Origin of the sequence: Corallococcus macrosporus DSM 14697 (genome assembly GCF_002305895.1) — a bacterium.
Taxonomy (GTDB): domain Bacteria; phylum Myxococcota; class Myxococcia; order Myxococcales; family Myxococcaceae; genus Myxococcus; species Myxococcus macrosporus.
On the sequence record NZ_CP022203.1, the window covers coordinates 3,748,117 to 3,771,626 of the forward strand.

21 protein-coding genes and 2 tRNA genes are annotated in these 23,510 nt (G+C 66.4%); 14 read left to right on the forward strand and 9 right to left on the reverse strand.

Going from position 1 to position 23,510, the window contains the following annotated elements:
* The first annotated feature begins 147 nt into the window (after positions 1 to 147).
* Entirely contained in the window at positions 148 to 1,089 is a 942-nt protein-coding gene (locus MYMAC_RS15740; protein ID WP_013939751.1) for a DUF808 domain-containing protein, read from the forward strand.
* A gap of 111 nt (positions 1,090 to 1,200) precedes the next feature.
* Here the strand turns inward: MYMAC_RS15740 and MYMAC_RS15745 are convergent, their stop codons facing one another.
* The gene (locus tag MYMAC_RS15745) at positions 1,201 to 2,220 is read right to left on the reverse strand and encodes an NADP-dependent oxidoreductase (RefSeq protein WP_013939752.1); all 1,020 of its coding nucleotides are present in this window, start codon (positions 2,218 to 2,220) and stop codon (positions 1,201 to 1,203) included.
* Between the two features lie 205 nt (positions 2,221 to 2,425).
* On the opposite strand from MYMAC_RS15745, the gene hflK reads away from it, so the two are divergent.
* Together hflK and hflC are read left to right on the forward strand one after the other, a co-directional pair.
* Entirely contained in the window at positions 2,426 to 3,475 is a 1,050-nt protein-coding gene (hflK, locus tag MYMAC_RS15750) for an FtsH protease activity modulator HflK (protein ID WP_013939753.1), read from the forward strand.
* Complete coding sequence (gene hflC / locus MYMAC_RS15755; protein WP_013939754.1) at positions 3,472 to 4,410, forward strand: protease modulator HflC; 939 nt, start codon at positions 3,472 to 3,474, stop codon at positions 4,408 to 4,410. The genes hflK and hflC overlap by 4 nt, the downstream gene beginning before the upstream one ends.
* Before the next feature lie 56 nt (positions 4,411 to 4,466).
* Here the strand turns inward: hflC and MYMAC_RS15760 are convergent, their stop codons facing one another.
* Complete coding sequence (locus MYMAC_RS15760) at positions 4,467 to 4,649, reverse strand: hypothetical protein (protein WP_095958689.1); 183 nt, start codon at positions 4,647 to 4,649, stop codon at positions 4,467 to 4,469.
* 341 nt (positions 4,650 to 4,990) lie between these two features.
* Between MYMAC_RS15760 and MYMAC_RS15765 the strand changes: the two genes are divergently transcribed.
* Positions 4,991 to 5,665, forward strand: coding sequence for an endonuclease/exonuclease/phosphatase family protein (locus MYMAC_RS15765; RefSeq protein WP_239989554.1), 675 nt, complete (start codon positions 4,991 to 4,993; stop codon positions 5,663 to 5,665).
* Between the two features lie 20 nt (positions 5,666 to 5,685).
* A complete protein-coding gene (locus MYMAC_RS15770) occupies positions 5,686 to 6,333 on the forward strand; it encodes a hypothetical protein (protein WP_239989555.1) in 648 nt (215 codons plus the stop codon).
* Between the two features lie 112 nt (positions 6,334 to 6,445).
* Here MYMAC_RS15770 and MYMAC_RS15775 read toward each other — a convergent pair whose 3' ends face one another.
* Together MYMAC_RS15775 and MYMAC_RS15780 are read right to left on the reverse strand one after the other, a co-directional pair.
* Positions 6,446 to 7,006 (reverse strand): hypothetical protein, encoded by a 561-nt coding sequence (locus MYMAC_RS15775; RefSeq protein ID WP_095958691.1) that lies wholly within the window; start codon positions 7,004 to 7,006, stop codon positions 6,446 to 6,448.
* Positions 7,007 to 7,283: 277 nt separating this feature from the next.
* Positions 7,284 to 7,901 (reverse strand): hypothetical protein, encoded by a 618-nt coding sequence (locus MYMAC_RS15780; protein ID WP_239989556.1) that lies wholly within the window; start codon positions 7,899 to 7,901, stop codon positions 7,284 to 7,286.
* Between the two features lie 160 nt (positions 7,902 to 8,061).
* Between MYMAC_RS15780 and MYMAC_RS15785 the strand changes: the two genes are divergently transcribed.
* From MYMAC_RS15785 to MYMAC_RS15810, 6 genes are all read left to right on the forward strand, one after another.
* Positions 8,062 to 8,352: a hypothetical protein gene (locus tag MYMAC_RS15785; RefSeq protein WP_013939760.1), complete on the forward strand. Its 291-nt coding sequence runs from the start codon at positions 8,062 to 8,064 to the stop codon at positions 8,350 to 8,352.
* Between the two features lie 96 nt (positions 8,353 to 8,448).
* A complete protein-coding gene (locus MYMAC_RS15790; RefSeq protein WP_095958693.1) occupies positions 8,449 to 9,801 on the forward strand; it encodes a hypothetical protein in 1,353 nt (450 codons plus the stop codon).
* 286 nt (positions 9,802 to 10,087) lie between these two features.
* Positions 10,088 to 10,999 (forward strand): DUF6310 domain-containing protein, encoded by a 912-nt coding sequence (locus MYMAC_RS15795; RefSeq protein ID WP_095958694.1) that lies wholly within the window; start codon positions 10,088 to 10,090, stop codon positions 10,997 to 10,999.
* Positions 10,996 to 11,751, forward strand: coding sequence for a DUF5953 family protein (locus MYMAC_RS15800; protein WP_095958695.1), 756 nt, complete (start codon positions 10,996 to 10,998; stop codon positions 11,749 to 11,751). Before MYMAC_RS15795 ends, MYMAC_RS15800 begins: the two co-directional genes overlap by 4 nt.
* Positions 11,752 to 11,947: 196 nt before the next feature.
* Positions 11,948 to 12,502, forward strand: a complete 555-nt coding sequence (locus MYMAC_RS15805) for an IS630 family transposase (RefSeq protein ID WP_239989625.1) — start codon at positions 11,948 to 11,950, stop codon at positions 12,500 to 12,502.
* Positions 12,418 to 12,936: a transposase gene (locus MYMAC_RS15810; protein ID WP_157757504.1), complete on the forward strand. Its 519-nt coding sequence runs from the start codon at positions 12,418 to 12,420 to the stop codon at positions 12,934 to 12,936. The genes MYMAC_RS15805 and MYMAC_RS15810 overlap by 85 nt, the downstream gene beginning before the upstream one ends.
* A gap of 312 nt (positions 12,937 to 13,248) precedes the next feature.
* On the opposite strand, the gene MYMAC_RS15815 is transcribed toward MYMAC_RS15810, so the two are convergent.
* From MYMAC_RS15815 to MYMAC_RS15835, 5 genes are all read right to left on the reverse strand, one after another.
* Entirely contained in the window at positions 13,249 to 16,467 is a 3,219-nt protein-coding gene (locus MYMAC_RS15815) for a type I restriction endonuclease subunit R (RefSeq protein WP_095958696.1), read from the reverse strand.
* Between the two features lie 2 nt (positions 16,468 to 16,469).
* The gene (locus MYMAC_RS15820) at positions 16,470 to 17,834 is read right to left on the reverse strand and encodes a restriction endonuclease subunit S (protein ID WP_095958697.1); all 1,365 of its coding nucleotides are present in this window, start codon (positions 17,832 to 17,834) and stop codon (positions 16,470 to 16,472) included.
* Complete coding sequence (locus tag MYMAC_RS15825; protein WP_095958698.1) at positions 17,834 to 19,738, reverse strand: N-6 DNA methylase; 1,905 nt, start codon at positions 19,736 to 19,738, stop codon at positions 17,834 to 17,836. The genes MYMAC_RS15820 and MYMAC_RS15825 overlap by 1 nt, the downstream gene beginning before the upstream one ends.
* A 364-nt stretch (positions 19,739 to 20,102) precedes the next feature.
* Positions 20,103 to 20,175, reverse strand: a tRNA-Glu gene (locus tag MYMAC_RS15830).
* Between the two features lie 22 nt (positions 20,176 to 20,197).
* Positions 20,198 to 20,270: transfer RNA gene (locus tag MYMAC_RS15835), tRNA-Lys, on the reverse strand.
* A gap of 193 nt (positions 20,271 to 20,463) precedes the next feature.
* Between MYMAC_RS15835 and greB the strand changes: the two genes are divergently transcribed.
* From greB to MYMAC_RS15850, 3 genes are all read left to right on the forward strand, one after another.
* Complete coding sequence (gene greB / locus MYMAC_RS15840) at positions 20,464 to 20,994, forward strand: transcription elongation factor GreB (RefSeq protein ID WP_013939764.1); 531 nt, start codon at positions 20,464 to 20,466, stop codon at positions 20,992 to 20,994.
* A gap of 9 nt (positions 20,995 to 21,003) precedes the next feature.
* On the forward strand, positions 21,004 to 21,951 hold the full coding sequence (locus MYMAC_RS15845; protein WP_013939765.1) for a hypothetical protein: 948 nt from the start codon (positions 21,004 to 21,006) through the stop codon (positions 21,949 to 21,951).
* A 225-nt stretch (positions 21,952 to 22,176) separates the two neighbouring features.
* Positions 22,177 to 23,496: a PhoH family protein gene (locus tag MYMAC_RS15850; RefSeq protein WP_095958699.1), complete on the forward strand. Its 1,320-nt coding sequence runs from the start codon at positions 22,177 to 22,179 to the stop codon at positions 23,494 to 23,496.
* Positions 23,497 to 23,510: the final 14 nt, after the last annotated feature.

Genomic DNA, 23,510 nt, shown 5'->3' on the forward strand with positions numbered 1-23,510 from the left:
TCCAGGAAACTAGGCGCGAGGCGGGGTGGGGGACAAGCCGGGGAGATGTCGCTATCGAAGGCGCGTGGCCGCGCTTAATCCGGGCTATATCTCAGGGCTGGGCCGTCCCTTGGACGCACCCATGCCCTCTACACCAGGACGAACCTCGTGGCCGGAAGCAGCCTTCTCACCCTGATTGACGACATCGCCAGCCTGCTGGACGACATCGCGGCGATGACGAAGGTCGCGACGCGGAAGACCGCGGGTGTGCTCGGTGATGACCTTGCCCTGAATGCCCAGCAGGTCTCTGGCGTGAAGGCCGACCGGGAGCTGCCCGTGGTCTGGGCCGTCGCCAAGGGCTCGATGGTCAACAAGGCGATCCTGGTTCCCGCCGCGCTGGCCATCAGCGCGCTGGCGCCCTGGGCCATCACTCCGCTGCTGATGCTGGGCGGCGCCTTTCTCTGCTTCGAGGGCTTCGAGAAGGTGGCCCACAAGTTCCTGCACGGCAAGGAGGAGCAGGCCGCGGAGCAGCAGGAGCGCATCAAGGCCGTCGCCGACCCCGAGGTCGACATGGTGGCCATGGAGAAGGACAAGATCAAAGGTGCCATCCGCACCGACTTCATCCTGTCCGCTGAAATCGTGGTCATCTCGCTCGGCACGCTCACCGCAGCGTCCTTCGGGATGCAGGTCGCCGTGCTGTCGGGCATCGCCCTCTTGATGACCGTGGGCGTCTACGGCCTGGTGGCGGCCATCGTGAAGCTCGACGACGCGGGTCTCTACCTGATGAAGAAGGACGGGTTCAAACAGCGCCTGGGCCGGGGCATCCTCGCCACGGCGCCGTACCTGATGAAGGGGCTGGCCATCGTGGGCACCGCCGCCATGTTCATGGTGGGCGGTGGCATCCTCACGCACGGCATCGCGCCCGTGCATCACTTCATCGAGCACACGGCCACCGCGGCGTCGGCGGTGCCGGGCGTCGGCGGGCTGCTGGGCGCGCTGGTGCCCTCGCTGCTGAACGCGGTGGCCGGCATCATCGCCGGCGGGCTCATCGTGTTGCTGGTGACGGGCGCGACCCGGGCCTTCCAGGCGGCGCGCCCCAAGCCGGGCTGAGCGCCCAGCCTTCCCCGCGTGCCCGAGTCCTGTCGGGCACGCGGGAGCCTCCTCCGGCCGTCAGCTCCCCGCCGCTCGAAGGCGGGCGTGCGTTCGCCGCCGTGTCCGGGGTCAGGCCGCTTCGTCCACCCGGACCACGAGCTTGCCGAAGTTGCGGCCCTCCAGCAGCCCGATGAAGGCCTCCGGCGCGTTGTCGAGCCCGTTGACGATGTCCTCGCGGTAGCGGACGCGCCCCTCGCGAATCCACGCGCCCATCTCCCGGTAGAAGTCCGGAAGCTGGCTGTGGAACTCCGTCTGGATGAAGCCTCGCAGCGTCAGGCTCTTGGACAACACGTCGCGCATGACGATGGGCAGCCGGTCCGGGCCCTCGAAGGGGCCCGTGGCGTTGTACTGCGCGATGAGGCCGCAGACGGGGACGCGCGCGAACGGGTTGAGGCGAGGGAAGACCGCGTCCCAGACGGCGCCGCCCACGTTCTCGAAGTAGACGTCCACGCCCTTGGGGCAGGCCTCCTTCAGGCGCGCGGCGAAGTCGGGGGCGCGGTGGTCCACGACGGCGTCGAAGCCGAGCTCGTCGCGCACGTAGGCGCACTTGTCCGGGCCGCCAGCGATTCCCACCGCGCGAGCCCCCTTGAGCCTGGCGAGCTGTCCCACCGTCGCGCCCACCGGGCCGCTCGCGGCGGCGACGACGACGGTTTCACCGGGCTGGGGCCGCCCGATGGTGAAGAGTCCCGAGTAGGCGGTGAAGCCCGGCATGCCCAGCACGCCGAGCGCGGTGGAGACGGGGGCCGCCGACGGGTCGAGCTTGCGCAAGCCGTCACCCTTGGCCACCGCATGGGTCTGCCATCCCGAATAGGAGAGGACGACGTCGCCTTCCTTGTAGTCGGGGTGACGGGAGCGGATGACCTGGGCCACGGTGCCGCCGACCATCACCGCGCCCAGCTCCACGGGCGGGGCGTACGACCTGGCGGCGCTCATCCGGCCGCGCATGTACGGGTCCAGTGACAGGTACTGGACCCGCAGGAGGACCTGGCCCTCGCCGGGCTCCGGCACGTCCGCCTCCTCGACGCGGAGGTTCTCCCGGGTGGGACGGCCCTCGGGGCGGGATGCGAGCACGATGCGTCGGTTCTTCAAGGCACTCAATGGATTCCTCCGCGAAAGGTGCGGCTTCCCTAATGACCGTGCGGTGGAGCGTCAATCGAAGTGACCACCCGAGGTGGCGGCTGCCGGGCGCATGAGCGCTGCGCGCGGTGCCCGCCTCGCCGGAATCCGGCCAGGGCCCTTGCGCGAGGGCGCCGCATCGGGGGAAGACGGGTGGATGGCTTGGAATCCTCGTGTCATGAACTCAGACCCTCGCGGACAGGATCCGTCCGACGTCCTGCGTGAACTCCAACGGCAGCTCGGGCCAGGCCTGGGCCGCCGCATCCTGTTCGCGGTGCTCGGCCTGTTCCTGCTGGTGGGGTTGATGACCAGCTACGCCCAGGTGGAGCCGGATGAAGTGGGCGTCATCCTCCGGCTGGGCCGCTTCGTTGGAACGGTGGAGCCGGGGCCGCACTTCCGGATGCCCTTCTGGGTGGACCGCATCGTGAAGGTCCCCGTGCAGCGCCAGCTCAAGGCGGAGTTCGGCTTCCGCACGGAGTCCTCGGGCCCGCGCTCCGGCTCCGCGTACGCGGCCCCGTCGTCGGACATGAAGCGTGAATCGCTCATGCTCACCGGTGACCTGAACGTCGCGGTGGTGGAGTGGATCGTCCAGTACAAGATCAAGGACCCGTACCAGTACCTCTTCAAGGTGAAGAACGTGGAGAGCATGCTCCGGGACATCTCGGAGGCCTCGATGCGGGCCGTCGTGGGAGACCACTCGGTGAACGAGGTCCTCACCACGGGCCGCCAGGCGGTGGCCACTCAGGCCAAGCTGCTGCTCCAGGACCTGGCGGACCGCTACGAGACGGGCGTGGACATCCAGCAGGTCGTCCTCCAGGACGTGAACCCACCGGACCCGGTGAAGCCGTCCTTCAACGAGGTGAACCAGGCCATCCAGGAGAAGGAGCGCGTCATCAACGAGGCCTATGCCGAGCTGAACCGCGTCATCCCCCGGGCGAAGGGCGAGGCCGAGGAGGCGCTGCGCGGCGCGGAGGGCTATGCCATCGAGCGCGTCAACCGCGCCAAGGGCGAGGCGGACCGCTTCGCCCGCGTCTACGAGGAGTACCGCAAGGCGCCGGACGTCACCCGCCGCCGCATGTACCTGGAGACCGTGAGCCAGGTGCTCCGGAGCGCCGGGCAGAAGGTCGTCCTGGATGAGTCCGTCAAGGGCCTGACGCCGTTGTTGAACATGCAGGCGACCGACCCCGCGGTGTCCGGGAGCGCGAGCCAGACGGAGGGCCGCCGATGAGCCGCCTCGCCATTCCCTTGAGTGTGTTGGCCGCCCTGGTCGTCGTAGTGGGCTTCTCCGCCACCTATACGCTGAGCGAGCACGAGCAAGCCGTCATCACCCGCTTCGGCGAGCCGAAGGGCGCGTCCGTCGTGGACCCGGGGCTCCACTTCAAGGTGCCCTTCGTGGACACGGTGAACCGCTTCGACAAGCGCTGGCTGGACTGGCGCGGTGACCCGAACCAGATCCCCACCAAGGACAAGAAGTACATCTGGGTGGACACCTTCGGCCGCTGGCGCATCGTGGACCCGCTGCGCTTCTTCCAGCGCCTGCGGGACGAGCGCAACGCCCAGTCGCGGCTCGACGACATCATCGACGGTGAGACGCGCAACACCATCGCGTCGTTCGCGTTGATTGAGGCGGTCCGCTCCACCAACCGCCCCTTCGAGGACGACGAATACACCGCGGAGTCGGAGCGGTCCGAGTCGCTGGAGAAGGTCGCCCAGGGCCGCGACAAGCTCACCCGGCAGATCCGCACGCGGGCCGCGGAGATCGTCAAGGAGTTCGGCGTGGAGCTGGTGGACGTGCAGATCCGCCGCATCAACTACGTGGACGAGGTCCAGGTGAAGGTGTTCGAGCGGATGATCTCCGAGCGCAAGCGCATCGCGGAGCGCTCCCGTTCGGAGGGCATGGGCCGCGCGGCGGAGGTCCGGGGCCAGCGCGAGCGCGACCTGAAGGAGATTCGCTCCGAGGCCTACCGCAAGGCCCAGGAAATCACCGGCGCGGCGGACGCCGAGGCGACGCGAATCTACGCGGAGGCGTTCGGGAGGGACCCGGAGTTCTACCAGTTCATGCGGACGCTGGAGGCCTACCCGGACGTGGTGGACGGCTCCACGTCGCTGTTCCTGGGCGGTGAGTCGGAGTTCTACCGGTACCTGCGCAGCTCCAAGAAGTAGGCGGGAAGGGCGGGGCGTCAGCGGCATCCTGGCCGCTGATGCCCCGCGACCGTGCCTCAAGGCACGTAGGGACAGTTGAAGGTGACGTCGTCGGAGACGGTGTCCCCCATGAACTGGCTCACCTCGAACTTCACGTGTGCCACGGTCCCTGGCGTGCAGCGGCCAATGGCCCTTGAGGTCTGCGTGGTGTCGTGGTCGGTCTCGAAGGCGGAGTGGCCCGGCGCCCTCGAGGCGTTCACTCCCTCTGTTGCCCTGCGCCCGGTGGAGGGAGCGGTGCGGCGTGGGCCGTGGCGGATGGAATCTCCGGGAGGCCTTTCGGTTCAGTTGCGCGATGCCCCGGTCCTTGAAATGCAACGACGCACGCGACGCCGCGGCCGAGTCGCCTCGCGCCAGAGAAGGCGTCTGGCAGCCTGGCCCCCCTCGACGGCCGAGAATCGCGCCACCATGGGCGCTGCTCCTGCTCGGCTTCCTGACGGGATGCCCGCTCGCTGAGAACTACACGGATGAGGCTGGCCCCAGGTACAGCGGCGACCATCGGACGCCTGACGTCATCGCCGCGGAGGCGCCCGCTTCGCTCACGGTGGTGACGTTCAACCTGGCCTTCGCCGAGCAGGTCACCGAGGCCATCACGGCGCTCTCGAGGCCGCCGCTCGCGGGGGCGGATGTCATCGCGATGCAGGAGATGGACGCTGCCTCCGTTGACCGCATCGCGAGCGAGCTTGGGCTGACCTACGTCTACTACCCCGCCTCCGTGCAGGTGGACGACGACGACTTCGGCAACGCGCTGTTGAGCCGGTGGCCCATCGTCGCGGACCGGAAGGTCCATCTTCCCCATGACGACCCGTACCACCAGCGTCGCCGCATCGCGGTGCTCGCCACGGTGGACATCGGCGGGACGCGGGTCCAGACGGCCTCGGTGCACAACGCCACGCCCATTGTCGGGCTGGGCGGGCGGCTGGACCAGGCGGAGACCATCATCGACGCGATGGCGGGGACGGGGCCGCTGCAGGTCATCGCCGGCGACTTCAACACCTCGGACCCGGGCAGCCAGGGGCAGATGGTGAAGCTGTTCTCCGCGCGGGACTTCCAGTGGGCCTCGGCGGGCGTGGGGGACACGGTGGACTCCGTGATTGGCGGACTCCCGCTCGACTACGTCTTCGCCCAGGGCCTCACGTCGCTGGAGCGAGGGGTGGACCGGCGGCCCGCGGGGAGCGACCACCATCCAGTCTGGGTGCGGTTCGCATGGCCTCCATGATGCGAGGATTCTGCACACGGGTGCTGTGGGCAGGGGGGGCGCTCGTGCTCGCGCCGGGCTGCCTGAGCGGTGCGCGGAACATCGGCGCCGCGACCACCCCCGTTGGGATGACCGAGGTCGGCGTCTCATTGAACGCGCTGGCCTTCGAACATGGGCGGGAGCAGGCGTACCTCCCCAGCCCCGAGCTCACCTTCCGCAAGGGCGCTGGCGCGAACTGGGATTGGGGCGGTCGCCTCACGTTGCTGGGCCTGGAGCTCGGGACGCGGCACCGGCTCATCGAGCAGCCTCGGTGGACATGGTCCGTCGCTCCGAGCGCGGGAATCTGGTACGTGCCCGTCACCAACAACTACACGGAGCCCGTCAACCTCCGGCTCGGCGCGCAGTCGCTGTTTGACTATCGCCTGAGCCGCGCGTGGACGCTCACCGGTGGCGCATCCCTGACGGGGGCCTTCGCGGGACCGCTCACCGCCTTTCAAGGGCGGTTCAATGGAGCGAACCTGCTGCTGGCGCCGGGAGGCTCGCTGGGCATCGGCTTCCGCTTGAGCCCATCCCTGGAAGTGCGGGCAGAGGGGGGCCTCGAGTTTCCGCTGGGCCTGAGAGGCGGGGGCCGCCCGCCCACCGGTCATGCCGGGTTCACGTTCCGCTGGAGCCGCGTCGACCGTCGATGACGGCGTCCACGCGCTGAGACGCAACGGCCTCTCGCCGAGCACGCCCGGCGAGAGGTCGGAGCACGCACCGCCAGGGGCCTCCCGGAGTGGCCCTGGCGGTGCGAGGTTCAACTCACTGCATGTTGGTGACGATCTGCGTCTGACACGTCACCGGGTCGATGACCGACTGGGCCGCGTCGACGGTGCAGGTGGCGCCGCCGTAGGTGCCGAAGAAGACCTGCGCGGAGCAGGATCCGCCGACGTCGGAGACCTCCACCCGCCAGACACAGGTCTTCGCGCCGGCCGGGTTCGCCGGATCGACCGTGTAGTAGTACTGCTGGACGACCATCGGCGTGGGGGCGGGGGCGGCGACCTGGAAGCCACCATAGGTGCCGGTGGGCACGGGGTGCGTGTTCCAGATGCCGTTGAGCGTCCCCGTCAGGATCTGGATGCCCAGGGTGAGGTCGACGCCGGTCTGGTTGAGGACGAAGAAGTCTTCAACGGCAGGGCCAACGGACTCCACCGAGGGGCCCTTGCGCGCGGGAATCTGCACCGCGCCCTCGCGGACGCTGACGTACTCGCCGCGCTGGGAGAGGAAGTCGGGAAAGTCGAGCTCGACCTGCCCGGCGAAGGCGATCGACGGGGTGAGAGACAGCAGCGAGCCAGCCAGGAAACGCTTCACGTTCCTCGTCATGGACTACTCCTCTGTTGTTTGTGCGGGGTTGGCCGAAGCCAATGCCTTACTAGCACCAGTCTTGATTTGAATTCAAATCTAAACTGGTAAAACTGGTAATTCAGTGAGCCTGGACGATTGCGGGCTGGGCGTGGCGCGCGTTGGTGACATGTCAGACTAAGGGGTTTCCGCTGGGGCAGGACAGACTTGCGCCGAGGCGGCTCGGTCGCTGCAGTGCTGCTTCGTGACGCACCGCAAGGGCCGCAAAGGACAACCTCCATTCGCCTTCAATGCGTTGTCAGCTCCAGCGGAGGGAAGAATTGTATGTGCTGTGATTGCTGACCTTGAAGGGGAACTTCCCGGTCAGGACGAGCCCCACCTCGGAGCCATGCCGGACGCGGCGCGGCTCACCCGGGCCATGTCCACCCTTGCTGCTCAGCGGGATGTTGAAGCGGACGCCCACGGAGGCGTAGACGAAGGTGAAGTATGGCGCGATTTGCAGGCCGGTGGTGGGGAGGAAGTCCTTCGTGCCCGTCTGGTGGTAGACGCCCAGCTCCACTCCGGTGAAGAGGAGCGTGCCCTGGACGCCGCCGGCAAGCCGGGCATAGCCGTCGGTCATCCACTGGCCCTGGCCAAAGAGGCCCAGCGCGCCGATTTCATCCACCGCGTTGAAGGTGGCCTCCAGCCCCAGGCCAACCATTGGCTCATCCGCGATTCGTTCAATGCTGACGAGGGGGCCGACGCTGAACCAGCGCTCGTCGTTGGGGAGCGAGGGATCGGCCCGGGCCGCGAGGGGGACGGTGACGAGGAGGAGGGCAGGGAGGAGACGTGGAAGCATGGCGTCGCGGATTGCAACGCGGATGCCTTGGGGCGTGTCCTCGAAGGGCGCGTCCCTGGCGTGTGCAGCGGGCTGCATGGTGCGCAACGTGTGGCTCAGGTGGTGGGGAACCCTCCTGCCTCGCAGGGGCCGTGCTCCCGGCGCAGTCCACACCTCACCCTGGGTGGACGTGCTCCGCGCCGCCTCGATATATTTGCAACGGCAACTTCGAATCACTTCTCACGACAAGGAGCCCCGCATGGCGCTGTCTCGTTGGGTCGTTGGATTCTCCGCGCTGGTTCTCGGCGCTTGCGGTGGAGCAGCCGAGTCGGAGGCCGAGGCCGGGCTCCCCGTGGGTGACACGAGCACCGTGGAGCAGCGCTCGGAGCAGCCCGGTGGCGGGACGCGGTATGGCCAGCACCGGACCTACTACCACGAGGCGGCCAAGACTACCTGGGCAGGGGCGTGGCACGCCGACTGCTCGGGATACATCGGGCAGTCGGGGCAGGTGACGCCGTATTACACGGACACCTACTTCATCTGTCCGTAGCGTCGGTTGAGCCCGTTCAGGCGACAACCCCCTTGCCGCCCACGGGTCCAAGCAAAGTGCCTTTGCGGGTGGGGCTGACCTGGCGAGAATCGCAGCATGCACGCGACCGAGGCACAGCCGAGCCCGCCCGTTCCACCTGCGCCGGAGCTCAGGGCCGAGGCGCCAGCGGGGGCTCCCTCCACACGGGGATGGGGAGTCGGGCAGCGCATCGCGTTCCGGTGGGCCTTCATCTACCTGACCCTTTATGGCTTTCCGTTTCCCCTGGACCTGATTCCGGGGTTCGACTGGCTCCACGACCGCCTTCAAGCGTTCTGGGAGTCGGTCATCCCCTGGGTGGGCGCGCGGGTGCTGGGCCTGGACATCGTGGACTTTCCCTTCGGAGGGACGAGTGACACGACGTTCGACTACGTGAAGCTGCTGCTGTTCGCGGTGACCGCCGTGGTGGTGACGCTCGTGTGGTCCGTCTCCGACCGGTGCCGGGGAGACGATTCACGGCTCCACGAGGGATTCCGCGTCTACCTCCGCTACATGGTGGCCACCGCCATGCTGTCCTATGGCCTGGCCAAGGTCTTCGCGACGCAGTTTCGGTTCCCCGAACTCCGCGAGCTGTTGCGACCGATGGGCGATGCGTCCCCCATGGGCCTGATGTGGGACTTCATGGGGTACTCGACGGGCTACAGCGCCTTCACGGGTGGCGCGGAGGTGCTGGGCGGCGTGCTGCTGTGTTTCCGGCGGACGACGACGCTGGGGGCGCTGGTGGTGGTGGGCGTCATGAGCAACGTGGTGATGCTCAACTTCGCCTTTGACGTGTCGGTGAAGATGGGCTCGTCGCACCTGCTGCTGATGGCCGTGTTCCTGGTGGTTCCCGACGTCCGGCGGCTGGTCGACTTCCTGGTGCTGAATCGCCCCACCGAACCGGTGACGCTCCGAACCCCGTTCGCCGCACCCTGGATGGAGTGGGGGCGCCGGACGGTGAAGTGCTTGTTCCTCGGCTGGTGTGCGGTGTCGATGACGGCGGAGAAGCTCGAGCACCGGAGACTGTGGGGCGAGGACGCGCCGCGGTCCGAGCTGTACGGCATCTACACGGTCGAGTCGTTCGAGTGGGGCGGGCAGGAGGTGCCCCCAATGGCCACGGATGCGACGCGGTGGAAGCGAGTCGTCTTCGAGGCCTCGAACAACGGAGCCATTCAGCGCATGAACGACGCCTGGATGCGCTACCGCGTGAACCTGCGCCCCGCGGAGCAAGGGCTCACGCTGTCCGCCATGGAGAACGGACACGTGCCGATGATCTTGAACTACTCCCGGCCCGACGCGGAGTCGCTGGTACTGGAGGGTTTCCTCGGCGATCGCTCGCTGCGGGTCCTGCTTGTGAGGAGGGACGCGTCGGAGTTGGAGCTCGTCAAGAGCCGAGGATTCCGTTGGATCAGCGAGACGCCGCGCAACAAGTGAGGACGGTGGTCACACCTGGCTTGTCACCGAGTTGAACGCGCCTGGGGTCCCTCAGGAACGGGTCTGCTCACCATTGGGTCCTATAGCTCATACATCCATGGGTAGGCCCGATGAGCTGCCAGCCCACCCGCCATTGGCGTTGGCGCTGCTCCCTCTCTCTCCTTCGAGTCCAAGTTGTTGATTTTCTGTTGGTTCCGGATGTGCAAGCTATTCGAGGCTGCTGGCATGCTCCACCTGCGGCCAGCCTTGCCCCATGGCTTGCTGGCTCGACGGAAAGGACGAAGCAATGCGACTCCGAGCATGCGCCGCACTCCTGCTCCTCCTCTCGGCCTGTGCCACGTCGGCCCCGAGTCCCAAAGAGCCCGCGTACGTGAACCTGAGGATCGCCAACCTCCAGCGAGCGGCGACGCTGCCGTGGACTGACGGGGGGCAGTGCGCTGTTCGTGAGGCCTCCCAGCCTTGGGCCGTGCTTGCCGAGCGGTGCTTCGCAGCCCTCGACCGTGATCGGGTCCGGTTCAACGACCAAACGGGACGATGTGCCGTTGCCTCGGCGGACGCGGCTGTCTTGGGAATCGGCCTCTGTGTCTTGGCTGCCCCCGAGATCGTTGTGGGCGCGGTGATCGTCGTTGGCGTGGTGGTGGTGGGAGCGGCTATCAAGGAAGCGCTAGATGCGTATGAACTGCGAGGGAGTAGCTCCGAGAAGGAAGAGCCCGCGCCGCAAACGAAGCCCGCCTCGCAGGAACTCTCAGCGAAGCGAAAAACCAAGCCGGAGCCATCAGGGCAGGACTGGTTTCCTCCAGGTCCGACCGGGCCACTGGAGCGCGAGCGCCGTCCCGAGTGCAGACCCGTCCCGGTGCCGCACGCGGGCGAGGATGCCCCGCATAACGAATGCGCCGACAAGTTTCCGCCTAACCGTTATCCCGGAATGGACGTGCTCGTGGATGGCGTGCGCTTCGATGCGCTGCAAGTCGGCGTGCGCGTGCTATGGGAGATCAAGACCCATCGGTTTGACACATATAATGGCTTTATCCGGGAGCGGGAAATCGAGAAGGAGTTCGAGCAATTGAATAAGGAGCGCGACGCTGCGCTGGCCTGTGGATATGACTTCGTTGTCGGCGTGAGCACCGGCGCGCACAGACTCGCGCTGCTCAAGCAGGATCCCACCTTCAAGATCGTCGTAACGGGATGCAAACGATGACCACTCGAAGCCCTCTCATTCTCAATGCCTATGCGCCTGCGCTTGTGGGTGACGACAAGCGCACACTCGCTGCCGTCCATGGGATGGAAAAAGCGCTCCCCGGCTTGCGCTTGGAGTGGAGAGTCACTGAGAGACGACGACTTGCCGCGTTGCCACGGCGCGATGCGTGGTTGGCTGAGGAGGCCACGCGCGGCGGGTTCCCGATGGTATGTAACAACGATGAGCGTTACCCCGTGATGATTTCCGGGCGCCAACGATCCGCATATGTGAGCCCATGCGGTCGGTCACAACTCCAAGTTCATGCGAAGTTGCCGCTAGATGCGGCGGTTATTGCGGCAGCGATGGATGTGCTTGAAGCAGTGGCGGAGGGCGCACGCGCGTTCTGGGGGCACGCTACTCCGGACGCCGCGTCGGGGGACATCGCGGAGCAGATTGCTCCCACGCTGGAAGGGCCGCCGTCCCCGCCCCGGGGCCTGCCAGCCCTGAAGCTCTTCGCGCACATCCGCTCGCCTGAAATTCCCTATTATCTCGGGTGGCTGAACTACTGGTCGGCGACTGCCGCACAGGCTATCGGGTTCCCGGACCTGGATCGGGACGAGGACCTGCTTTCACGGGCACGTCGCACGGCATCAGGCGGCTGGGTCGTGAAGCTCACGGACGCGCCGCTTGACCTGGACAACCCCGCCCATCTGGACGCGCTCCTGCGGGCCTATGCGCGCTTCCCGGAGATCGGCGGGCGCTCAGCGCCTTGACCTCTCAGTGCCGTGACGCGAGCATCCCGGATGTACGACCCATCGCGACGGAATTCGTCATGTTGTCTGGCCCATCCTCGCCGCAGTGTTCGTGACCTAAACCGCCTCGACGAATCCCCTAAACCCCGGAACGGTTGTTCCAATGAAGGGGGTGGTGGTGATGGGGCAGCAGCCATTCAGGCTGACGCCCGAGCAGATGGAGGAGCGGCGATTGTTCGCCGCTTCACTGCTGAAATCGGGCTGGCGCCCAGTCGACGTAGCGGACGAGTGCGGTGTCACCCGGGGGGCGGTGTCTCAATGGTGCAAAGCCCTCGCACAGGGCGGTGTCAGGAAGCTGCGGCGCAAGCCGCATCAGGGGCGTCCCTCGCAGCTGAGCCCCTCGCAGTGGAAGCAAGTGGCCCGAGCGCTCAATGCCGGCGCTGTCAGGGCCGGCTTTCCCACGGAGCGGTGGACCCTTCCACGCATCGCACATCTCATCGAGCACCGCTGGGGCGTGCGGTACCACCCACGCTCCCTGACGAGGCCGCTGCATCGGCTCGGGTTCTCCGCGCACCGCCCTCGTTCCCAGGCCAGCGAGCGGGATGATGCGCTCATCGAAGCTTGGGTGCGAAGAGATTGGCCTCGAATAAAAAGGGGGCTCGAAGAAGCGGGAGGACAATTGCCTTCTTGGATGAGACGGGTCACACGTTTCGGGCCCGCCTGGGCACCACCTGGGCGCCGGTGGGACAAGTCCGAGTCCTCAAGCGTCTGAGCAGGCGCCGAGAGATTTCCAGCGTCGTGCTCCTGACGGCGCCGCGGGGGCGTGAACGCCCCAAGGTGTTCGCCCGCCACTTCGTCGGCGCTGTCCACGACAAGGAAGTCATCGCCGCATTGAGGTACTTCCATCGGCGCCTCGGACGTCCGCTCGTCATCATCTGGGACCGCCTTCAGGCGCACCGTTCCAAGGCGGTCAGGGCCTGGCTGCAACGCCACTCGAAGGACGTCCTCGTCGAGTGGCTGCCCCCGTACGCTCCTGACCTCAACCCAGAGGAGGGCTGCAATGGCGTGGTGAAGGAGGCATTGCTCAACGCAACGCCCCCTGCCATTTCGGACCTCATGCGCCTGGCGCGAAGGGAATTTCGGGCCCTACAGCATCGTCCCGACGTCCTTCGCTCCTTCTTCGAGCACGCTGGGCTGGATGTTTAGCGGACTCGTCGAGGCGGTTTAGATCGGCCGGCATGGCGAGCTGCGATGCTGCGGAAGGCATACCTGCCTTCATCTGGAGACCATCTCCATCGTCCACGACCACCGGGGCAGGGCCGCACTTGAACCGGGATTATACGATGGTCAGGCTCTCCAAGCACCCGCTACGGGAGACGGCCACCGCGCCAACCGGGTGGACGATATGCACGTTGATTGGAGCCGCTGAAGCATGCGCCGTAGTAGTTGCGATGACACGCTGGAGGGGCGTAGCGTTAGCGCTTGAACGTTGAGCAAAGGCTGGATTGGGCCCACCTACTACCGCCGGCGGCGGGGCTTCGATGAGATATCCAATTTCGGGCTAGGCTCAGCGGCCATCAGTGGCTTCGCCGGCTCGTGCTGATACGCCTGCGTCGGTATTTGAATCACACTGGCAGGGGAGTCCGGAGGAACAGTCGCGGACACCGCCAGTAGCCCGTCCTCGGCCCAGGTTTCACATAGTCGCTCGGCCTGTTCCATCACCGTCTGCATTGCCACTTCCTGGCGATCCGGCGGGTACTTGTACTTGCGGAGCAACCGCTTCACGAGGGTTCGGAGCTTCGCCCGCGCAGTCTCCCGCTGCGTCCAGTCGATGGTCACATTTCTGCGGATGATTTCCGTTAGCTCTCGGGCCATGGCCTTCAACACCGGCTCGCCCATGAACTGGAGCGCGGCATTGCTCAGGCCGAGAGCCTCATAGAAGGCCAGTTCATCATCCGAGAGTCCGAGCTTTTCGCCCCGGGCTTGCGCATCGCGCATTTCCTCGGCGAGCTTGATCAATTCTTCGATGACTTGCGCGGTCTCGATTGCCCGATTCCGGTACGACCGAACGGCACGCTCCAGCATCTCCGAGAAGTTCCGGGACTGGACGAGGTTGGTCCGCGATCTCTTCTTCAGCTCGTCGTTCAAGAGCTTCCGGAGCAGCTCCAAGGCCAGGTTTCGCTGCGGCAGGCCGCGCACTTCGGCGAGGAACTCATCCGAGAGGATGCTGATGTCCGGCTTCTTCAGGCCGGCCGCCTGGAAGATGTCCACGACCTCTTCAGACGCGGCAACGGCGCGGCTAACGATCTGTCGGATGGCGTGGTCGAGGTCTTCCTCGGGCTTGGCGTCCACCGCCGCTCGCTTCACCAGCGCCGCCTTTACCGCCTGGAAGAACGCCACCTCGTCGCGAACCCGAAGAGCGTCCTCGTGTGGCACTGCCAGCGCGAACGCGCGGCTCAGCTCGGTGACGGTCTGGACGAAGCGGTCCTTCCCGTCCTCCTGCTTCAGGATGTGCTCCTGTGCAGTGGGCAGGAGGTTGAGCAGCACCTTCGGCGCGCTGAGCGCCGGCTGGTAGTCGAGACCATGGAACATGGCTTGGCAGACCTCGAAGCGCGCCAGCATCGCTGCCACGGCCTCGTTCTGGTCGATGGCGGTGCTGCCCTTGCCACCGGCCTCCGTGTACGTGGCCAAGGCGAACTTGAGCTGATCAGCGAGGCCCAGGTAGTCCACGACGAGACCGCCCGGCTTGTCCCTGAACACCCGGTTCACGCGGGCGATGGCCTGCATGAGCCCGTGACCGCGCATCGGCTTGTCCACGTACATGCTGTGGACGCATGGGGCGTCGAACCCGGTCAGCCACATGTCCCGGACGAGGACCAGCTTCAGCTCGTCCTTCGGGTTCTTGAAGCGGGTCGCGAGCGCCTCGCGGCGCCCCTTGCTGCGGATGTGTGGCTGCCAGTCCAGTGGGTCCGACGCCGAGCCGGTCATCACGACCTTGATGCTGCCCTTCTCGTCGTCGTCGCTGTGCCACTCCGGCCGCAGCTTGGTCAGCTCGCGGTAGAGGTCCACGCAGATCCGCCGGCTCATGCAGACCACCATGGCCTTGCCTTCCATGGTCTCCAGCCGGTGCTCCAGGTGCTGCACCAGGTCCTTGGCGATGACGGCAAGCCGCTTCTCGGTGCCGACCACCGCTTCGAGCTGGGCCCACTTGCTCTTGAGCCGCTCCCGGCGGACCTCCTCCTCGCCCTCCGTGACCTCCTCGAACTCTTGGTCGATGTTGGGACGTTCCGAGTCCTTCAGCTCCAACTTGGCGAGGCGCCCCTCGTAGTAGATCGGCACCGTGGCGCCGTCCTCGACGGCGCGCTGGATGTCGTAGACGCTGATGTACTCGCCGAACACCGCCCGGGTGTTCTTGTCCGTGGTCTCGATGGGCGTGCCGGTGAAGCCGATGAAGCTGGCTCCGGGGAGGGCGTCGCGAAGGTGACGGGCGAACCCGTCGATGAAGTCGTACTGGCTCCGGTGCGCTTCGTCGGCGACGACGATGATATTCCGGCGGTCCGAGAGCAGCGGGAACCGGTCGCCCTTCTCCTCCGGCGCGAATTTCTGCACGGTCGTGAAGACCACGCCGCCGCTGTTGACCCGCAGCTTGTCCCGGAGGTCGGCGCGGTCTACCGCCTGAACCGGCTTCTGCCGGAGTAGTTCATGGCAGCGGCTGAAGGTAGCGAAGAGCTGGTCATCGAGATCGTTCCGGTCGGTGAGAACCACCAGCGTCGGGTTCTGCATGGCTGGATGCAGGATGACCTTGCCGCTGTAGAAGGCCATGGTGAGGCTCTTGCCACTGCCTTGCGTGTGCCAGACCACGCCGACGCGCCGATCTCCGTCCGGTCGCGCGGCTTGAACGGTGGCATCCACTGCCTGTTGGACTGCGTGGAACTGGTGGTAGCCGGCGAGCTTCTTCACGACCTCCGCGCCGTCCTCCTCGAAGACGACGAAGTGCCGGATGAAGTCCAGGAGGCGACGCTTCTCAAAGACGCCCCGGACGAGGACCTCAAGCCCAAGCAGGTTCGAGGACGCAAGCGCCTCGCCGTCGATGGTGCGCCAGGGCGCGAAACGTTCCCGGTTGGCCGTCAGCGAACCGATGCGGGCTTCCAGTCCGTCGCTGACGACAAGGATCTCGTTGAAGCGGAAGAGGGACGGGAGGTCCTTCTTGTAGGTCTGGAGCTGGTGGAAGGCCGTCCAGATGGTGGCGTCCTCGTCGGCGGCGTTCTTCAGCTCGATGACCGCCACGGGGATGCCGTTGAGGAAGACGATGAGGTCCGGGCGCCGGTTGTGGCCCGCGTCCACGACGGTGAATTGGCTCACGACTAGCCAGTCGTTGTTCTCCGGGTTCTCGAAGTCGATCAGCCGAACCCGGTCTCCGACTACGCGGCCGTCTCGGAGGTACTCGACCTCGACGCCATCGACAAGGAGCCGGTGGTTGCGCCGGTTCTCCTGGACCAGGGATGGATGCTCCTGGACCATGACCTTGCGGATGGCCTCGTCCAACGCCGCCGCCGGCAGACCCTTGTTGATCTGCTCGACGGCGGCCCGGAGTCGGCTCGCCAAGATGACCTCGCCCAGCCCCTCGCGGTCGGCACCCGGCTCATTCTTCTGGGCGACGACCACCGAGTACCCCAGCTCTTCGAAGTACCGGAGCGCCTCCTCCTCTGCGATGGACTCGGTGAGGTTCGGGCTCATGGTCAGGCGGTGGCTGCGAGTTGGGCTTCGGCCTCTCGGACGCGGATCTCCCCGGAGAGGAGCTTGGGAAGGAGTAGGTCGCGCAGGCGGGAGATGGTGACCGACTGCCGGAGATTGCTGATGTTCTGTTCGACCAGCGGCTCGGTCGCTCTGTCAAAGGCGGTAATGAGGTCTCGCGGAGGGATGATCACTTTCAGGTCTGCAAGCAGCTTGGTCGTGAGACTCCCTCGCGAGCTGTGCGAGTCCGACAGCCGTCTGAACTGCTCGTAGCGCCTAGCAAGATCGTGGAACACGAACAGGTCGGAGGAAACCGCTGGGTCGGCAACCACCGCGACGACCGACTGGTTGATGTAGGAGTCGAAGGCCAAGAATGAGGTCTGGCCACGCGTGTGTCCCTGCCCAGCGCTGGCGATGACCGTCGATCCGGATCTTGCCAGCCGTGTGCTCGAACCAGTGATGGCCTCCTCGGTAATAGTCTTCTCGGTCTCGATGATGAAGCTGTGACGAGTCTCTCCAGACGACAGCCATGGCACCTTGCCACCCCAAAATCGCTGCTCACGGGTGCTTGGGGTTCCACCGCTAAAGATGGCCGCGCAGGATTCGCCCAGTGGCATGATTCTCCACCCCTCCGGAATCGGCCCCAGCTCCGAGTCCACGAACCGGCACGGGAACAGCGCCGCCGTCTCCGGCCCCATGCCCTCGGGCTGGCGGCCCGCGGCCTTGGCCCGCACCGGGTCGAAGTCCACGAACCAGGACCGGAACAGCGCCTGGGCCATGGTCTCCAGGGTCTGGTTCATGCGGCGGTTCAGCTCGATCTTGTCGTCGAGGGCGCCGAGGCATTCAGCCATCGCATTCTGTTCGGCGCGGCTCGGAACAAGAATCGCGAGAGCACGAATAGTCGGGAGGTTCAATCGCTCTGCGACGGATCCATCGCGGAAACCATGAACGTGCGCCGCCATGGCAGGCGAGTTCAGCCAGAACCGCAATATGCGATGATTGATCACCTTCGAGTTCGGCCGAATCAGCACCATGCGCTGCCCGAGGCAGACCTGCACGTCGGCTGGAACCTCGGCCGCGATGCCGAAGTACGTGCCTTCTCGGCTGTATAGAAGATCGCCCCACTGTGGTTCTGCTCGCGCTACTCGCTCGCGGTACGTGCTCTCCGAGACTCGGGCGCAGCCATCTCGTCGGAACACCCCAGACCTGATGTCCTGAGACCGGACGACGAATGGCCCAGAATCCGTTAGGTCCGGGGTGGAATGAGGACAGTCGAAGACCTGAGCCACATCGTCGAGCCTAGCCCAGTACCACCCCGATGGCAGTGGGCGGCTGAGTTGAGGCACATGCAGGGCGCGCACGTCCGCCATCAGCCTTGCTCCGCGACCTTGCCAAGTTGTTTCCGGATCTCGGCTTCCAGCCGCGCACCCTCCGCGAACTGCGCCGCCAACGTCGAGGTCAGCCGCTGGAACCTCGCGGCGAACGGCTCGTCTTCGTCCTGAGCATCCTCGGCGCCCACGTACCGGCCCGGGGTCAGAACGAAGCCGTGGCTGCTGATATTCTCCAGTCGAGCTGCCTTACAGAAGCCAGCTATGTCCTCGTACTTGCCGGCGCCCTTGTCGCCCCTCCAGGCACGATAGATGCCTGCCACTCGGGCGATGTCCTCGTCGGTTAGTTCCCGGTGAGTGCGATCGATCATCCGCCCGAGCTTCCGGGCGTCAATGAAGAGGGTCTCACCGCAACGGTCGCGCAGTCGGTTGTTCTTCTTGTCCCTGGCGAGGAACCAGAGGCAAACCGGAATCTGCGTGGAGTAGAAGAGCTGGCTGGGCAGGGCCACCATGCAGTCCACGAGGTTAGCTTCGACTATCGCCCTGCGGATCTCCCCTTCGCCGCTCTGGTTTGAGGACATGCTGCCGTTGGCGAGCACGAATCCGGCCGTGCCAGTAGGGGCCAAGTGGTGAATGAAGTGCTGCACCCAGGCGAAGTTGGCGTTGCCAGCCGGAGGCACGCCGAACTTCCAGCGGACGTCCTCGCGGAGTCGCTCCCCACCCCAGTCGCTGTCGTTGAAGGGCGGGTTTGCCAGAATGTAATCAGCCTTCAAATCCTTGTGCTGGTCCCGGCGGAAGCTATCGGCGTTCTCTGCGCCGAGGTTTGCGTCGATGCCCCGGATCGCGAGGTTCATCTTGGCCAAGCGCCACGTCGTGGGGTTCGACTCCTGGCCGAAGATGCTGATGTCCCCGAGCTTGCCGCCGTGCGCCTCCACGAACTTCTCGCTCTGGATGAACATGCCGCCGCTGCCGCAGCAGGGGTCGTACACCCGGCCTCGGTACGGCGCCAGCATCTCCACGAGCAGCTTCACCACGGACCGGGGCGTGTAGAACTGGCCGCCCTTCTTGCCCTCGGCGCTGGCGAACTCCGAGAGGAAGTACTCGTAGACCCGGCCGAGGATGTCCTTGCTGCGGTTCGCCCGGTCTCCGAGGCCGATGCTGCCGATCAGGTCTATCAGTTCGCCGAGGCGCTGCTTGTCCAGCCCCGGGCGGGCGTACTCCTTCGGCAGGACGCTCTTAAGACTGGGGTTGTCCCGCTCGATGGCGACCATGGCGTCATCCACGAGCTTGCCGATAGTCGGCTGCTTTGCCTGTGCCTGGAGCTGAGACCAACGGGCCTCCCTGGGAACCCAGAATATGTTCTCGGCCCGGTACTCGTCCGGGTCCTCGGGGTCGGCACCCTGGTCGGCCTCGGCCAACAGCTGGGCTTTGTGCTCCTCGAAGGCGTCGCTGACGTACTTGAGGAAGATCAGGCCGAGGACCACATGCTTGTACTCGGCGGCATCGAGGTTGTTCCGGAGCTTGTCGGCTGCCTGCCAGAGGGTAGCCTCGAAACCGAGATCGCCGCCGTTTTTCTCGGGGCGGGCTTGCTTACGCATTCCCGCTTGGGGCCGGTCGGCCACAGGCGCATCCTCGGGGGGGGGCTCAGCTCCATCGGGTGCGCCGAGGTTCAGGATGCGCTGGACGAGAACCTCCTTCTCACGGCCACCGCGGTCCAGCCCCAGAGCTTCGCAGATGGCCTGAAGCTCCTCTCGCTTGAGCAGGCCAAGCAGCTCCCCGAAGTCCACGGATCTGGACCGAATGATGGCGTTCACGTGGTTCTGGATGACGCGACGGTCGCCGACATCGAGCCCGAAGTGGTCGGAGAGGCTGGTCAGCCTGTCCCTGGAGAGCTGCTCAAGGGTGGCACGTCGCTGCTGTGGGGTCAGAGGAAGCGGGGGAGCCATCGGAGGCGGACCATACCGTAACCTCCGAGTCGATCCTCCAGGTTACGGGGCTCCCGCCTCTGCTCTGCGGTACCGGACTTTAGATGGGCGGCCCTGCACGGGCACCGAACCGCCACCGCAATGGATGCGGGAGGAGCGTTCAGGGCCAACATGGCTGTCGCTCAAGCAGAGGCCCAGCGGTTGCTGGAGCACGACTGGAACCGTACGGCTCCCGTTCGACGGCCAGCCGGGAAGGGGAGGGCGATTTCGGCAGGCAATCTGCGTACGTAATCCGTACGTAATCGACCGGACTCCAGCGAACCCTTATGAACGGTTCAGCCCCGTAAGTACCCTGTGTTTCCGGGTACTTACGGGGCTGCCCTAATGTCCCCGACGGGATTCGAACCCGTGTTACCGGCTTGAAAGGCCAGCGTCCTGGGCCTCTAGACGACGGGGACGTCGCGCTTCACTGCAACAACATGAGTCGCGGGGGGATCGAACCCCCGACCCTCGGCTTAAAAGGCCGGTGCTCTACCAGCTGAGCTAGCGACTCGCACTATTCTTTTTTAAATTTTTCGCCACCACCCCGGAAGCCCCCGGGGCAGGCGCTTCCTACCCGAACTCGGCGACGCTTTCCACTGGCGAGCGCATGGGGGCGTTTCTGACAACGTCCCGTCCGCTCTCCGGTGAACGTCCCGCACAGGGGCCCTTCGCACCCTGTCACCCCCCGGCGGTATACAGGAGGCATGTCCCAGGATGTCCACGCCAACGAAGAGGAGACCGAGGACGACGCCGAGCGGGCCCCGTTCCGCCGCTACCTCACCCGGGCGGGCGCCGAGCGCCTGCACCGCGAGCTCGTCCACCTCCTCAATGAGGAGCGCCCCAAGGTCACGGCCGAGGTCTCCGCCGCCGCCGCCCAGGGCGACCGCTCCGAGAACGCCGAGTACATCTACGGGAAGAAGCGCCTGCGCGAAATCGACCGCCGCCTCCGCTTCCTCCAGAAGCGCCTGGACACCGCCACCATCGTCACCCCCGCGGAACAGACCGACCGCTCACACGTCTACTTCGGGGCGACGGTGAGCCTGGAGGATGAGGACGGCGGCCGCAGCACCTATCAGATCGTCGGCTCTGACGAGATTGACGCCTCGGGCGGGCGCATCAGCGTGGAGTCCCCCATGGGGCGGGCGCTCCTCCGCAAGGCCGTGGGGGACTCGGTCGAGGTGCGGCGGCCGCGCGGGGACATCGAACTCACGGTGGTGGACATCCGCTACGAATAGGTGGGAGCCATGCCTCGGACTCAGCCCGTCAACCCCCGCTACCGTCGCATCTACCGGGCACTGAGCGGGCCGGACCTGGCCGTCTCCGAGCGCGTGGGCATGTCCCTGGAGGACCTGGGGCTGGGCAACGCCGAGGCCTCCCGCGCGGACCTGGTGTTCGGCACCTACAGCCCCCAGGGGCTGGAGCGGGCCCTGCGCGCCTACGGCCTGCTCCAGCGGGTCGAGGAGCGGGTGGGTCCGGTGGAGCTTCGCGCCGTCTGCACGGACCCGTACCGGCCGCGCATCATCGTCATGAGCCGCCGCTTCTACGCGCCCGTCGCGGACCTCGAACTGCGGCGGACGACAGGGGACGAGGTGGGGCTCGGTGACGCGCTCGCCACCACGCCGCTGCTGTACGTGGACTCGCTGCTGCTCCAGCACCCGGGGCGCTCCTTCGACTGGCACCGGCCACCCTTGCCCGGGCAGAACCACCCCGGGCTCAAGCTCGCCGGCCACATCCTGGACGTGCTCCTGTTGATGGCCCGCCGCCTCGGCACCGAGGCCCTGGCGCTCACGCCCTCCACCTTCTCCGCCGCCTGCGTCTATGACCGCCGCTTCCTCTTCGCGGATGGCGCCGCGCAGGGCCGCTTCCTCGCGCTTCGTCAGGCGGGGCAGCACCTGCCTCGCTGGCTCCACGCGTGGGCCGTGGAGCTGCGCTGCATGCGCGATGAGCAGGGGCAGACCGTGGCCTTCAAGCCCTCGCCCATGCTGGCCCCCGCGAGCTCCCGCCTGGGACAGCACTTCGACGCGAACGCGTGGGATGACGCGCTCCAACTGGAGGCGCGGCGCCTGCTCTCGCTCGACGAGGAGACGCTCCAGCGGCGCTTCCCCTGGGAGCGGATGCCCCCAGGGCCACCGCCCGAGCGGGTGGCGGAGCTGCTCGGGTATGATCCGCTGGCGCCCGTCGTGGCGCACTGAACGGACGGCCGCTCGTGCTACAGGGCTGATCCACGGTGAGTGGTCGAAAGGCGCCGTGGGAACCGTCGTCGTCCCCGGCGTCTGGGGCGTGGGGTTTCGGACAGGCGCAGGTCCTGGCGACAAGCAGGCTGTTTCCCCGGGAGCCGGTGCCTATAGTGGTCAGGAGACTCGCCGTCGCACGGTCCCTCGCGGTCGCAGCCGAACCTTCAGGTCGCGCAACCCACGATGCGTAAGAACTTCATTCTCGACACCAACGTCCTGCTCCACGACCCCCGCAGCATCTACGGCTTCAAAGACAACAACGTCATCATCCCCATCTACGTCATCGAGGAGATCGACCAGTTCAAGCGCGATCTCTCCGAGCTGGGCCGCAACGCGCGCCTGGTGGCGCGCTACCTGGACTCGTTCCGCGCCGAGGGCTCGCTGAAGGAGGGGGTGCCCCTGCCGCACGGCGGCATGCTGCGGGTGAGCTTCACCGAGCGCGCCCTGCCGCCGTCCATGGCGGACGGCAACCTGATGGACAACCGCATCCTCGGGGTGGCGCTGGACCTGATGGAGGCGGAGCCGGACACGCAGGCCGTCTTCATCACCAAGGACACCAACCTCCGCATCCGCGCGGACGCCCTGGGCCTCATCGCCCAGGACTACGACACCGAGCGGGTGGAGATCACCGAGCTGTACACCGGCTTCGCCGAGCGGCTGGTCCCCAAGGACCTGGTGGACCAGATGTACCGCCAGGGCGCGGAGGTGGAGCTGCCGGACACCGAGTCCCTGTTCGCCAACCAGGTGGTGCTCCTCAAGGACGAGACGAACCCGTCCCACACCGCCATGGGCCGCTACAACGGGGCCCGGGGCCGGCTGGTGCCGCTGGCGCGGCAGATCAAGGACGGGACGTGGGGCGTCCGCCCGCGCAACATGGAGCAGGCCTTCTGCCTGGACCTGCTGCTCAACGACGACATCAAGCTGGTCACCATCGTGGGCAAGGCGGGCACGGGCAAGACGCTGCTCGCCATCGCCGCGGGCCTGCAGAAGGTGACGGAGGAGGGGCTCTACCAGAAGCTGCTGGTCAGCCGGCCCATCTTCCCGCTGGGGCGGGACATCGGGTATCTGCCCGGCAGCGTCGAGGAGAAGCTCAACCCCTGGATGCAGCCCATCTTCGACAACGTGGAGTTCCTGATGAACCTCAGCCGCGCGGACAAGAAGGCCGGGCGCGGCTACCACGAGCTGCTGGACCTGGGGCTGATGGAGATCGAGCCGCTCACGTACATCCGCGGCCGCAGCCTGCCCAACCAGTTCATCATCGTGGACGAGGCCCAGAACCTCACGCCGCACGAGGTGAAGACCATCATCACCCGCGTGGGCGACAACACGAAGATCATCCTCACGGGAGACCCGTTCCAGATCGACAACCCGTACGTGGACGCGACGAACAACGGCCTGGTCCACGTGGTCAACCGCTTCAAGAGCGAGAAGATCGCGGCGCACATCACCATGGCCAAGGGTGAGCGCAGCGCCCTGGCCGAGCTCGCCGCCAACCTGCTGTAGCGCTGGTACCCGCC

Bases quoted from the DNA above. Each gene is read 5' to 3' on its own strand.
- hflK (WP_013939753.1), top strand. From the start codon at position 2,426: ATGAACTCAGACCCTCGCGGACAGGATCCGTCCGACGTCCTGCGTGAA.
- hflC (WP_013939754.1), top strand. From the start codon at position 3,472: ATGAGCCGCCTCGCCATTCCCTTGAGTGTGTTGGCCGCCCTGGTCGTC.
- MYMAC_RS15775 (WP_095958691.1), bottom strand. From the start codon at position 7,006: ATGACGAGGAACGTGAAGCGTTTCCTGGCTGGCTCGCTGCTGTCTCTC.
- MYMAC_RS15780 (WP_239989556.1), bottom strand. From the start codon at position 7,901: ATGCAGCCCGCTGCACACGCCAGGGACGCGCCCTTCGAGGACACGCCC.
- MYMAC_RS15785 (WP_013939760.1), top strand. From the start codon at position 8,062: ATGGCGCTGTCTCGTTGGGTCGTTGGATTCTCCGCGCTGGTTCTCGGC.
- MYMAC_RS15790 (WP_095958693.1), top strand. From the start codon at position 8,449: ATGCACGCGACCGAGGCACAGCCGAGCCCGCCCGTTCCACCTGCGCCG.
- MYMAC_RS15795 (WP_095958694.1), top strand. From the start codon at position 10,088: ATGCGACTCCGAGCATGCGCCGCACTCCTGCTCCTCCTCTCGGCCTGT.
- MYMAC_RS15800 (WP_095958695.1), top strand. From the start codon at position 10,996: ATGACCACTCGAAGCCCTCTCATTCTCAATGCCTATGCGCCTGCGCTT.
- MYMAC_RS15805 (WP_239989625.1), top strand. From the start codon at position 11,948: ATGGAGGAGCGGCGATTGTTCGCCGCTTCACTGCTGAAATCGGGCTGG.
- MYMAC_RS15815 (WP_095958696.1), bottom strand. From the start codon at position 16,467: ATGAGCCCGAACCTCACCGAGTCCATCGCAGAGGAGGAGGCGCTCCGG.
- MYMAC_RS15820 (WP_095958697.1), bottom strand. From the start codon at position 17,834: ATGGCGGACGTGCGCGCCCTGCATGTGCCTCAACTCAGCCGCCCACTG.
- MYMAC_RS15825 (WP_095958698.1), bottom strand. From the start codon at position 19,738: ATGGCTCCCCCGCTTCCTCTGACCCCACAGCAGCGACGTGCCACCCTT.
- greB (WP_013939764.1), top strand. From the start codon at position 20,464: ATGTCCCAGGATGTCCACGCCAACGAAGAGGAGACCGAGGACGACGCC.
- MYMAC_RS15845 (WP_013939765.1), top strand. From the start codon at position 21,004: ATGCCTCGGACTCAGCCCGTCAACCCCCGCTACCGTCGCATCTACCGG.
- MYMAC_RS15850 (WP_095958699.1), top strand. From the start codon at position 22,177: ATGCGTAAGAACTTCATTCTCGACACCAACGTCCTGCTCCACGACCCC.